The sequence below is a fragment of the Shewanella sp. SP2S2-6 genome, assembly GCF_031931965.1.
Classification (GTDB): Bacteria; Pseudomonadota; Gammaproteobacteria; order Enterobacterales; family Shewanellaceae; genus Shewanella; species Shewanella baltica.
This window is the reverse complement of the sequence record NZ_JAUOEQ010000046.1, coordinates 18,305-31,014: the sequence shown is the minus strand read 5'-3', so window position 1 is coordinate 31,014 and position 12,710 is coordinate 18,305. Positions and strand designations below refer to the sequence as shown.

10 protein-coding genes are annotated in these 12,710 nt (G+C 45.3%); 2 read left to right on the top strand and 8 right to left on the bottom strand.

From position 1 onward, the window contains the following. Positions 1–370: 370 nt before the first annotated feature. Both Q4Q57_RS20205 and Q4Q57_RS20200 read right to left on the bottom strand, forming a co-directional pair. Positions 371–1,231, bottom strand: a complete 861-nt coding sequence (locus Q4Q57_RS20205; RefSeq protein WP_106649407.1) for a PA4780 family RIO1-like protein kinase — start codon at positions 1,229–1,231, stop codon at positions 371–373. Between the two features lie 334 nt (positions 1,232–1,565). Further along, entirely contained in the window at positions 1,566–1,880 is a 315-nt protein-coding gene (locus Q4Q57_RS20200; RefSeq protein WP_311891853.1) for a hypothetical protein, read from the bottom strand. Positions 1,881–2,060: 180 nt separating this feature from the next. On the opposite strand from Q4Q57_RS20200, the gene Q4Q57_RS20195 reads away from it, so the two are divergent. Further along, positions 2,061–2,609, top strand: a complete 549-nt coding sequence (locus Q4Q57_RS20195; protein WP_311891852.1) for a DUF2799 domain-containing protein — start codon at positions 2,061–2,063, stop codon at positions 2,607–2,609. A 55-nt stretch (positions 2,610–2,664) separates the two neighbouring features. On the opposite strand, the gene Q4Q57_RS20190 is transcribed toward Q4Q57_RS20195, so the two are convergent. Next, on the bottom strand, positions 2,665–3,423 hold the full coding sequence (locus Q4Q57_RS20190; protein WP_311891854.1) for a phosphatase PAP2 family protein: 759 nt from the start codon (positions 3,421–3,423) through the stop codon (positions 2,665–2,667). A 224-nt stretch (positions 3,424–3,647) separates the two neighbouring features. Between Q4Q57_RS20190 and Q4Q57_RS20185 the strand changes: the two genes are divergently transcribed. Next, positions 3,648–5,588, top strand: a complete 1,941-nt coding sequence (locus tag Q4Q57_RS20185; RefSeq protein WP_311891851.1) for a GGDEF domain-containing protein — start codon at positions 3,648–3,650, stop codon at positions 5,586–5,588. A 1,528-nt stretch (positions 5,589–7,116) separates the two neighbouring features. Here Q4Q57_RS20185 and Q4Q57_RS20180 read toward each other — a convergent pair. The 5 genes from Q4Q57_RS20180 to Q4Q57_RS20160 form a co-directional block, all read right to left on the bottom strand. Next, complete coding sequence (locus Q4Q57_RS20180; protein ID WP_311891850.1) at positions 7,117–7,947, bottom strand: hypothetical protein; 831 nt, start codon at positions 7,945–7,947, stop codon at positions 7,117–7,119. 98 nt (positions 7,948–8,045) lie between these two features. Continuing rightward, positions 8,046–8,753, bottom strand: a complete 708-nt coding sequence (locus tag Q4Q57_RS20175; RefSeq protein ID WP_259541692.1) for a LysE family transporter — start codon at positions 8,751–8,753, stop codon at positions 8,046–8,048. Positions 8,754–8,979: 226 nt separating this feature from the next. Further along, positions 8,980–9,822, bottom strand: a complete 843-nt coding sequence (locus Q4Q57_RS20170) for an AraC family transcriptional regulator (protein WP_311891849.1) — start codon at positions 9,820–9,822, stop codon at positions 8,980–8,982. A 302-nt stretch (positions 9,823–10,124) separates the two neighbouring features. Beyond that, on the bottom strand, positions 10,125–10,853 hold the full coding sequence (locus Q4Q57_RS20165; protein WP_311891848.1) for a hypothetical protein: 729 nt from the start codon (positions 10,851–10,853) through the stop codon (positions 10,125–10,127). Positions 10,854–11,039: 186 nt separating this feature from the next. Continuing rightward, the gene (locus Q4Q57_RS20160; protein ID WP_311891847.1) at positions 11,040–12,677 is read right to left on the bottom strand and encodes an alkaline phosphatase; all 1,638 of its coding nucleotides are present in this window, start codon (positions 12,675–12,677) and stop codon (positions 11,040–11,042) included. Positions 12,678–12,710 lie beyond the last annotated feature (33 nt).

The window sequence follows — 12,710 nt, the reverse complement described above, 5'->3', positions numbered from 1 at the left end:
ATTTGATGATGAGACAGTCAGACTGATCTACTGAAAACCTTACGGAGGCATAGGCTCATTACGAAGCCGCAAGGATGATAAGGACAGTAGAAGCAGATATCCATCAGGGCCAGAGGCATACCTCAATAACAGGCCGAATATATGGGTGCAATGAACTCTTCTCAAAATCGCTATCGAATGTCTTGCAAACCGGATGGGTCCATATATGGCCCCAGCTTCCATCGGGGATTAAGCCAAGGATTGGCTAACGCCAAAAATTAAATAACAATAATAAAATCAACAATAAAAATAATAATTTCACTTAATTTTTAGCATAAAAAAGACGCTACTTTGAGCGTCTTTTTTATGGGTGAAAAACAACGACTGACGATTAATAGTCTTCTTCGTTTGCCTCTTGGATCCGCTGCTTACGCTCTTGTGCCTCTTCAAAGGCTGCTTGGATTTCTTCCAAGACCGCACTAACATCGGCTTCGACCAGCACTTCGGTAAACTCACCCGTTAATGGCGTTTCAGGCTTCAATTCACCCGCTTCAAACAAGGCCCAAATTTCTTTGGCGTATTGTGTTTTTAACAGCTCAGGAGCATACAAACCATAGTATTGAGTCATGTTATTCACATCACGCGCTAACATCCATTTAGCATGGTTATTTGCAGCGGCATCGACGGCCTGAGGTAAGTCGATAATCACTGGCCCTTCACTATCAACTAACACGTTAAACTCAGACAAGTCACCGTGCACTAACCCCGCACAGAGCATACGTTTGACATAGGTCATCACCAACGCATGATCTTTCAGGGCTTTTTCGGCCGACATACTGACATCGTTTAATCTCGGCGCCACATGTCCATCAGCATCCGTCACTAACTCCATCAGCAACACGCCATCAAAACAGCCATAGGGCGTTGGCACGCGCACACCCGCATTCGCTAAACGGTAAAGTGCTTCAACTTCAGCATTTTGCCAAGCTTCTTCCTGCTGATCGCGGCCAAATTTAGACCCTTTTTCCATCGCGCGCGCACGACGACTGTTACGGACTTTTCGGCCTTCTTGATATAACACAGCTTGCTTAAAACTGCGCTTGTCCGCTTCTTTATAGACTTTGGCACAGCGGATATCATCACCACTGCGTACAACGTACACAGTCGCTTCTTTACCGCTCATTAACTGGCTAATGACCTCATCGACCAGTCCTTCATCAACCAGGGGTTGGATTCGTTTCGGAGTTTTCATAGCGCCCTTATACCTTACTTAGGCATGATATGGAATACTGCGGGCAAATCTTCATACAAAAGCGGTCTCCAGCGGAAGTTTGATGAATATAGTTTAGGATTATTAAACGAATTTTAAGTAAAAACTAATGCACTTGCGTGTTAAACACAATACCAGATTTACTCAGCGCTTTGGCAAAGAAAGAGACTGAAAATACCGCTTTAACTAAAAGAATATTCTTTTATGCTCACCCCAGTAAAACCAGACTCAAAACGACAAGCCATATTCCGCGCCGAATAGCCAATCCAAGCCAGTTGAAATAATACCCAGAGCTAAATTGGTGCAGGAACTTAACTCAAACAAACAAGGCAATCACACTGCCCACGGTCGCCGCCGCTTTCAATATTTGGCCTGCACTGTAATAAGTGTCGTTTGAACTCTTAACGTCATCAAAATCATCCGCACTAGGCTCAGATATTTTACTCCTTGCATTGCCATCAAAACTGACCTCAGCTTTGGGAGCCGCCAGCCCTAATGCACCATAGGTAAAGGATTTAAGTCCGCTTGTCTCGGCGGTATCAAGGGATTGATGAGCCGACTTAACTGCCGGTAATGAAGCAGAATGCACAGATGAAATGAGTGAAATCATAGCGAGCACCAAAGCAGACATTTAAAGTGTTAACCACAAACTAACACAATATCAGCTGGTTATCATGCATTCATCCGCTAAACTGTGATGGATTCAGCCCAATAAAATGCATCTATGACCGTATAAACGGCGGTATATATAGCTAGATCTCCCCCATAAGAGCCTTTATCCTAAACGCCACAACATATAGAGAACTTATCCATGCACTATCCCAGCATTTTCCTCGCACTTTCAGTCCTATCCCTGACTCAATGCAGCAGCTTATCTATTGAAGAATGCACCAATAGTGATTGGTTTGCCCTTGGGCTTGCCGATGGCAACCGTGGGACAAGTTCTGGGCAATTAAATCAATATCAAAAAGATTGTCGTGAATTTAATCTCAGTGTCGATACCGCGCAGTGGAAACAAGGATACCAGCAAGGGTTAGCCAGTTACTGCGTGCCAGAAAATGGCTACCGCGTAGGCTTAGCGGGAGAAAGTTATTATGGGGTTTGCAGTAATAACCAGTTTGTTGAGCGCTATAACCAAGGCCATCAACAATACCTGACCAACAAACGTTTAACTGAGATTGCCGATCGCTTAAATACCATAGAGAGGGAAATAAGCAGTCTTGATGGCAAGATCAATAATCTCACCGACAAGGCTGACTTATTGAAACAGAAAAACAGCCTACTCAACGAAAAAAACCAACTGTTAGATGAAAGATCTCGCCTACGCAGACCTGATATGCGCTTCGAATTTAGATTTTAAGCCATAAAAAAATACTGAACCCAATAAGGACTCAGGGCGTTAGCTTCGCAGCTCGTTATTTTTGCGATATTCCACTACTTGCAACCTTGAACATTTGACCCAAAGCGACCAATTTAGACTTTCTAAACGCAGGCGAGCGCAGAAAAAACACATAGTAGAGTAGGCTAGCGGACGTCCATGCTATGGCTAAACTCCATAAATCATGACTCAAGAAGTGGGCGCCGCGTAACTCTTGGCCAATGCCAAATACTAGGCCTAAACTCAAACCAAAGATTAATCCAAACTTAGCTAAATGCGGGCGATACTCACGCAGCACGTAATACAAGGCAACCCAAGCAAACCCGCCGCTGGCATGGCCACCCGGGAAACATTGACCAAATTCAGCGCCTTCAGGTAAACGGGCAAACAGGGAGGAATGCAGCATACGGCCGCCAAACTCAATCACATCCCACGGGCAGGTCATATGGGTAAAGCTCTTGCCAATTCGGACCAGCAACACACTCGCCAATACGCTACAAAATAGATAAATCAAACCTTTGCGATACGGTTTTATCCTGTCACTTCGAAAACTAAAGGCAATGCCGACTACGACACTCACCGCCAGCAAGATGACAAAATTACGCCCAGTGACATGCAATAAATCTTCGGTCAACCAATATCCTCTCAATGGCCAAGAGTCGATACCCCCTTGCCAATGAAATAACAAAGTCGCGACTTTCATATCAGCGTGAGTCCATTCAAGCCCCACTATGATCACTGCAAACACTAAAAGCGGCGTAATTAAATGCCCCTTAGCAAAATCCATAAATGTCATCATAACTTTATCTTTCAGATAGTTATTCACTAATAAATCCAAAAATCAGAACATTTAGTGTTAGAGTACCGTTGAATTCTTACCTAACACTTAAGAGATCTAACAGCGCAGCATTTAAGAGAGAACCGAGATTTTGCAGTAACGAAATTTATCGAAAAGACTCACATCATGAGTAAAAAGACTATAGTTTATGAATAATATCGCGCCTCTAGGACTGAGCATTCATGCCATACAACCTCGCCATTAACCAGTCTCAAAAAAATCGTTTATTTGCCGACATTGCTATCGACACAGACAAAATCGTTGTTCCCCAAGAAATGGTTGATAACTGGCAACAAACCTTAGATTTGCTCTCTGAATTAGTCGACACTCCCGCCGCTTTGATCATGCGTGTCCATCAAACCGATATTGAGGTCTTTACCTCGAGCCGCACCCAAGGTAATCCCTATAAAAAACACGACAAAGACAGTTTAGGCCACGGACTTTACTGCGAGACAGTGATAAAAGGAGGCAAGGAACTCCACATTCCGAATGCCCTAAAAGATAAAGACTGGGATAAAAATCCGGATATTAAACTCGGCATGATTGCCTACTGTGGCTTACCTTTACGCTGGCCCGATAACAGCGCCTTTGGCACTATCTGCATGCTCGATAACAAAGAGCATAATTACAGCCAATCGTTTCGCAGCTTACTCGCTCGGTTTCAAAATGGTATCGAAGCCAACCTCGTCACCCTCTATCAACAGGCAAAGCTGCAACTGCACAATCAAGAGTTAGAGCAAAAAGTACAACAACGCACCCATGAACTCGCCGAACTCAGTGGCAAGCTCATCAAAGAAATCGAAAATCGGACCTCCACCGAAACCTCACTGGAATACCATAAAAGCTATGATCCACTGACGGGATTACCGAATCGCATCAATTTGATTAATAGCCTTTCGACTATGCTCGAAGAAGTGAATCGCAAGGAAAAGATTTCGGTACTCTATCTGGGGCTGCGTAATTTCAAATCCATCAATGACAGTTATGGCTATCTGATTGGCGATAAAATTCTCACCATTCTCAGCCAACGTTTACAACACTATGCCGATGAAAATACCTTCATCGCCCGTATTGCCGGCGCCGAGTTTGTGATTATTCAAGCCCATAAACCTTCGAACAACGAAACCAACAAACTCATCAATAAAGTGCTTAGCTGCTGTAATACTCCCTTTGGCGTGGCGGATTTTGTAATCACCATTCCGTCGAGCATGGGTATAGCTCAAGCGCCCATCGATGGCATAGATGCCGCCATTCTGCTGCAAAAAGCGGGGGCAGCGATGACGATGAGCAAAGCCGATGGCTCAACTCACAGCTTCTTTAATCAAGATACTCAAGCAGCGTTGAATCTACGCTATCAACTGGAATCTCACTTAGTCGATGCATTGAACAAAAACGAGTTAAGCCTTCATTACCAACCCTTTATTAACTTAAAAACTCAAAAGGTGATAGGCGCCGAAGCCCTGCTGCGCTGGCACAACCCCATTCTTGGCAATGTCGCCCCAGACAGATTTATCGCCTTAGCAGAACGTAATGGGCAGATTATTGATATCGGTAATTTTGTATTGCATACCGCTCTGGCTCAGGCGGCTAAATGGTGTCGCGAGCTAGACCAGGAGTTTAAAATCGCCATCAACATCTCCCCTTTGCAAATGCGCAATCCCCGTTTTAGCGAGCACATAGCTGACTTACTCACCCTCTATCAATTGCCACCGACTGCCCTAGAGCTTGAAATCACCGAAGGCATGCTGATGCAGGACGAGCACATTGCCCACAATGCCATCCAAAAGCTACAGAAACTCGGGATCCGCATCTCCTTAGATGACTTTGGTACTGGCTATTCATCCCTAAGTTATCTACAAAAATACTCTTTCGACACCTTAAAAATAGATCGCTGTTTTATCAATAAACTTGAAGAAAACGAACAAGATAGGGAGCTCACTAAAGCGATTATTGCCATAGGCAAGAAACTGAACTTAGTCGTGATCGCCGAAGGCGTGGAAACCTTAGAACAAGATGCCTTTATTCGTCACGAGGAATGCGACTTAGGTCAAGGCTACCTCTACGGTAAACCCATCACCGCACAAGAGTTTGAGCAGGAATTTATCCATAAAAAAGAGCATTAAGTTCATCCTTAATGCTCTTTTTATCTCAGGAATAAAAATCGACTGCACAATGCTGCGTGAATAGTCATTTCCACAGAATGTTATAACTCACATTGGGATAGATATGTGTTGAAGACTAATGTTTGGGACCAGTAATTTTAGTCGTTAGCAGTTTAGCGTTTGCTGATGTCAACTCATACAGGTTTACCACGGTATTAGCGTAACCTGTAGATTTAAAAGCCTTACGCAGCACACTTTTGGGACAATTCCGAGTTAGACTTTTAGCTCGAATTAGTGAGTTTCGAATTTAAATATCTATGTATAACAAACTGTTAATATGGAAATGGTGTTTGGCTATAATTTTGGAACATAGAGATAAAAGCCAAACAGTATTTATCCCTGTTGAACAGCTTGTATGTTACCGCTTCTTGATTACGTTACCGTATCTATCTCTCCAACCTTCAATTTCAGGCGTTGAGAGCAAATATGCGTGAAAAGTGATAATACCATGTGTTTTTCGAATAGTTTCAGCCCACCAAATACCCACAATAAAACCGAGACCTGATGCTCCGTACACAATGTTCAATGCCGTATTGAATTCGAAAAAATAAAAGCTAAATAAACTGGGCATGCAAAATAATGCTGTTGCCGAAAGAATTATTTGGAAATACAACCAAGCGAATATAAGCCAAGCTGTTAAATGTAGGTAGCCCTCAAGTGGCTTCATTATGATTAATTTTAGATACTTCATGCAATTCCATTTGGTAACATAACGTCTTAGTATTTATGCGCTGCGCTGTTTGCAGGGCATAAATCGCTTGTTCACTAAATCTCAAATATGGCCGCTGCCACATCCATGTCAATTGGTATAAATGATGCTATAGGAATTTACTTTTTTGCGGTAGCGGTTTTTTATCCAGTTTGATGGGTAATCACTTGATATCGTTTTAGCTTTCTCATTTTTAGCGCTTATTTTTTGCTGATGAATCGCTATCTAACGACTCAAAACTCCAAGGAATACACCTCCCCTCGGAGTTGCCGCAGGGCGAATAGACAAATTGCGTGAGTTCGGTCATGGATGACCGACTAGCTTTCGCAGGTGCAGGGACGCATCCTTCGGAAGCGATAGCAAATTTGGCAATGAGCACAAGGGGCTTTCAACTCCGCTAGGGGCGTCTTGGAGCATCCAAGGAGGATAGGACGAGCTGTCCTCCTTGGTCGGGTGTGGGGTGAAGCCCCACGACTTTGATTTTGATTAAAGCATTCAAACTACGAAAAAGAGAAAAAGATGGGACATGCATAACTGCTAAGTCGAACTAGACCCTTTCACATCAACTTTTCTATAGGCAAAGCTTTAATTGGCCTATTTCCCTTTTGAACTGCGAAACACACTTTGGGGCAATAGCTTTTAGCTGAAGGAACAGCTAGAAGGTTAGAAAGGATTGGCATTGTTGCACCAGTGACTTTCTAAAACATAGATGACTAAAGCAGCGACCATCAACATATGGTCGCTGCTTTAAATCTCACTCATAGGGATAGGGAAACGAGACTAGTCTGCTTTGATGACGGCTTGTTTTAGTATTTCTTTGTCATTTTTAAACACCACTAGCTCGCCTGGAGGGCTATCGGTGGTGCCTAAGACGGTGACATAACAATGATACTGGTATGGGCCGCTGCGAAATTGGAATGAATGATTACCACCACTACCGTCGAATACGAGTTTGCCTTTATTCAGCACTAGATCTGGCTTTTCGCTCAATGACTTACCCTTTGCCCAAGCGGCATAACGGTATTGGCTGTTCCCCATATTATCGACACGAATAGTAAACTTAGCGGTTTCCCAAGTTAATTCTGGGCTCACGAACTCACTCACGCTCGCATGTAATCCCGTTTTTTGCTTAGCGATCAGCTCAGCTTTCAGTTTTGCCGCTGCAGGTGTTTGGTAGTTAATGGCAATGATCTTGCCATCTAAATCCAGCCACACTTCACCGCTGCCGAGCATAATGCCGCGCCAGCCCATAGTCTGCCAATCGGCTTCAACCTTAGAATTAGCAATCTGCTCAAGCAGTTGTGAATCGAAGACTTGGTTGAAACGTGCGCTCATTTCTTGCATATTTTGAATCGCAAGGATCGGATATTCACGTTTAAGAGGGTAAGCCACTCGCTTAGCAATGGCTTCTGGATCGTTCGCCTTAGCCGCATCGATAAGCCCTTGCACCAGAGGAATATATTCCTTTGGCAATGCCTCATCGGCGGCATTCACTGTGCTACTCAAACCCATAGCACCAAATATCAAGGCGGCATAACACGCGATTTGCATTAGTTTAGCTTGGCCGAAAACTGCTAATTTTATTGCCTTTAGTGGTGAGGCGAGTGACATCTTTATCCCTTACATCCAAACGTCTCTACTGAGACCAAAGGCAAAGAATAACATAAATGCACAGGACTAAAACCTAAGCTGATTGACGCAATGCCTGACTAAGCCGTCAGCAACAGGTTAGCGTAAATCGCCAGCGCGACTGACATAAAGATGACACCAATAATTGCATCGATAATCGGTGTCAGTCGCTGCAATTTAAGTTGCACCTGCGCCTTAGATAACATCACAGCCAAAAAGCCAAACCATGCCAGCGACAGCGATAACAACAAGACAGCGGAAGCAATTTTAGTGCTAGTGGTAACGCTTGGGGTAATCAAGGCCGAAAACAGCGTTAAGAAAAACACCAATGCTTTGGGATTCAATAGATTGGTATAAAGCCCAGTCAAAAAACCTTGCCTGCGTGACATAGCGCCACCTAAGCCACCAGCAATAGACGCCGCACCTTCAACGTCAGCAGAAAGAGCATCAACATTTGTCCCAGCATTTGTACTGGCACTCGCTTTACGTTTAGCCAGTATCGCAAGACCTGCACGCAGGGCACCAAACCCCATCCAAGCGAGGTAAGAAGCGCCCACAATTTGCACTAATAGATACAGAGTGTGTGAACTCTTAATAAGCAGACTCACGCCAGTCAGACTTAAAATCGTGTGGGCTAAAATGGCGATTGAAATCCCCACGGCTGCGGCAATCGCCGTGCTTCTGGACTGCTGAGTAGCAATCTTCACCATAATAGCGAAATCGGGTCCGGGGCTGATCAAGGCAACCGAGTGGATCACGGCCAAGGTGAGTAATAAAGATAAATCCATAGAGATGCGGCTCCGCAAAAAAGGTGATAAACGATAACTGAGGCTGTCAGTATGGCCATTTATCGCAGGGCTGAATTGTAATAAATTGCACGATTCTGTTTTATTCGAATTAGTGTTTTTGAACCAGTGACTTTAGAGGCAACCGTTTTCGAAATAACGGTTTTAAGTAACTGCTTTAAAGCTGCAATCTTCAACTCTACAGCAATCGTCGAAAGACGGGGGGAAACTAGAGCATACGTCGCTGAAATTGCACCGGCGATAATAGGAATGCCTGCTTAAAGGCTTTATTCAAATGGCTCTGGTCAAAAAATCCGAATTGCTGCGCCACATCCGCCACTAGAGCGCCATGACTTAAGGATTTTTTCGCCAACTCTAAACGCACCCGCTTGAGATAAGCATGGGGTGTCATCCCTGTTGCCTGTTTAAATTGCCGCAAAAACTGAAACTTACTTAAGCTCACTTCATTGGCTAAGGTTTCAAGCTGAGTATTATGCCAAGGCTCATCGTGAATTCGCTGCTTCACTAAGCTCACCTGCAACTTAGATAGCCCCTGCGGTTGATTCAGTTTAGAGATGCAAGATGAAACGCCGCTGGGGTAACGCTCCAGCAGCAGATGAATAAAGTTCAGTAGGTGTGACTCGCCCGCGAGCGCACTGCATTGGCCTTGGATTAATAGTTCGTGTAGCTGAATAAAATATTGATAAAGCGTTGGGTCATCCACCATAGGCGCGCTGAAAAAGTGCTCCTTCAAGCCCAGTTCTTGGCTCACTTCATTCATGTATTCAACGGGGATCGACATGACTTTCACCCGATAACCGTCGGCATCGCGGCTCTGGCCATCGTGGGTTTCGTCAGGATTTAAGGTCGATAGACTGTGCTGACCAAGCTGATAACTACTGCCCTTATTCACAAACTGCTGCGCACCTTGGGTGACCACACCTAAGTGGTAATCCAGATGCACATGTTTATCAAAGCTGAAATGAGTGAATTCCGCCTGACTCAGTTCTATGCCTGATAAGCTGGGATGACGCCAATAGTTAATGTTTTCAACGGGTATTGCTGTACTCATCGCTCGCGGCTATTACCTATAACATCAGTTTTAACACTGGGAAAACTCAAATCCACTAAGGTTCATTCTAGCCTTCATTGTTAGCGTGGCAATAGTAAATTATTGCAGCCATATCGTTTGATGAAATGTGCGCATAGATTGGCACATTAACTAGCGCATGAATGGGTGTTCACATTAGCGCCGAAGAAAAACAAAAACGCCCAACTCTGTGGGCGCTTATAAATGCAGACTAGCTTACGTTATAAGTTCAACTCAGCGCTAAGCTCGTCAGTATCACTTACACTTAATATCGATTAAATCGATTAATGCGAATGGCTGCCGTGTCCGCCTTGGGCTTCAATCGATTGGCCTTCGCTGTTGTAAAAACCGCTACCGCCATGTTCAATAAAGCCTTGGTTGATCATCTTAGCGATAAAAGGATCGGACTCACTGTCGCCGACATCGGCAAAATCAATATCTTGATAATCTTGGGTTAATACCACAAACGCATCGCTATCAAATGGCTCTACGCCCACCAGCTTGTAGGCTAGATTCGGTTGAGATTGACCTAAGATAAACTCAGCGGGCAGGCCGATGGCATCAATCCAAACAAGCTCACTCTCTAAACCGTTAACCTTACCTTCAAAGCCTTGAGTCGCAAAACACGCCTCTTGCTTAGCTTGTGTCTTGGCCATGTGTGTCGGCAATGCTGGCGATACGACATGGTACAACTGGTCGCGATCGTGTTGAATGTTGAGTGCGCGCAAATCACCTTTGCGGTAAGTCACAGAACGTTTTTCAGCGGGGAAATAACGCACGTACTCGCCATTGCTCGACCATTCTTCAAATGTTGATCCATCACGCTGAATAATAAAGTCTTGTCCATTACGGATGAGGGTCATTTGCCATTGCTGGCCCTTGCCATTGGTCACTTGATATTGAGCCTTTAAATGCTCGGCTTGTAGCGTTGGACACTGAGCCTCTTGCGCTGCCATAGCAACACTTGGCAGAACTAAGCTGGATAACATTAGAGCCAATAGACGGTTTTTCATTAGACTTCTCACTTGCTGAACAGGGTAAACACTTAAGCTTTTGTAAACGCTTTGGTATGTTAAATCGTTAGGCTAAAGGCCGATGGATGACGTATGCCATCCATCGGCACTGCTTTTACTTAGCTATTACTGCACTATGTCTTACTGCACTATTTCTTACTTCACTATGCAGAGACTAAGCGGGTCTTACTTAACGGCAGCCGCTTCAGCTTTAGCCACTAAATTTGCCGCGCGGTTCATCACGTGGAAAATGTGGTTCTGCTCAACCGTACCTTGGATAAGATCCGAACTTGGGCCGCGGGCGAAAATCGCTACGTCTTCCCCAGCATGGGTCTCATCGCTTAATGGCACTAGCGCTTCTTGGTGGAATCCTGCACTTTGGGTATCAACAAAGTTCAAGTCCTTACGACCTGCGTCCACTGGGAAGTTGTAACGCTCATCGCCACCTGTCGCTAATGACGCATAGCCCATGCCGTTAGCGTAACCGACTGTGGTATATGGCAAACCGTTAGCATCGGTAGAGTTAGTCACTTCAGCAACGCCGTTGGCGTCGTTCGACTTCACTAAACCTAGGATAGGGTTACCGCGAGTTGGATAACCTGCGATGGTGAACACATGGCTGTGATCCGCTGTAACCATTAACAAGGTATCGTTTGCCGAGGTTTTTTCCATCGCCACACGTACCGCTTCAGACAATGCCATTGTGTCATACAGCGCACGCGCTGCATTACCCGCATGGTGAGCGTGGTCGATACGGCCAGCTTCAACGATCAGCACAAAGCCTTTTGAGTTTTTCTTCAGAATATCAATCGACTTAGCCGTCATTTCCGCCAGTGATGGCTCGCCAGTCACGCCCGTTTCCTTACGGTCGTAGTCGTATTCCATGTGCGATGAGTTGAATAGGCCAAGCAAATGATCTGTGCTTGCCGCATCCACACTGAGGAAACCGTCTCTGTCTTGCACGTAAGCGGCGTTAGTGTATTTGCTCATCCACTCAGCAGTGAGATCGCGACCATCGTTACGCTTACCGGCTTTACCTTCTGGATCAACGGTCGTCTTAGGAATAAAGGCGCGGCGACCGCCACCCATCATCACGTTAAGACCGCTGCCGTAGTTAAAGTCGAGCATTTGCGCGGCGATATCTTTACAGCCATTAGTCACAGCTTCGGCTGGTAGGTTTGAATCGGCTTCCCAATCACGTTCTGGCACATGGGCGTAAGTCGCCGCTGGGGTTGCGTGGGTTAAACGCGCCGTTGTCACCACACCCGTTGCCATTCCCGCCATTGCGGCAAGCTCGAGTGACGTCACCAGATTTTGATCTTTAGTCGAAGCACAGTTAGCACGTACTACGCCTTCGGCCTGTGAAATCACGCCCACGTCGGTTTTGACACCTGTCATCATCGCCGACATAGTGCCTGCAGAATCCGGCGTTTGGCCGTCGACGTTATAGGTTTTAGAAAGACCAACATAGGGCAAAGTTTCGAAAGATAAGGAGTTTTCTTCGCCCGTTTTGCCTTTGAGCTGGCCTTCTAAAATACGTGCGGCGGTAATGGTCGATACGCCCATACCGTCACCCACAAACAGGATCACGTTTTTCGCGGCGCCAACATCATTGTTAACCGTTAAGCCTTCGGCTTTGGTCACGCGAGCTTGGGCATCGACATACCACTGATTCACTGCAGTCCAGTCTTTACCATTGCTACCGTTCGAGCCATTTGATCCATTGCTACCCGGTGTGCCCGCGGTACCGTTATCACCATCGCTACCGCATGCGGCTAAACCCAGCATGGCTGAAATCGCGACTACTAGTAATTTCTTATTCATTTTTTGCTCCAAAAGTGAGGACTCAGTAACTAA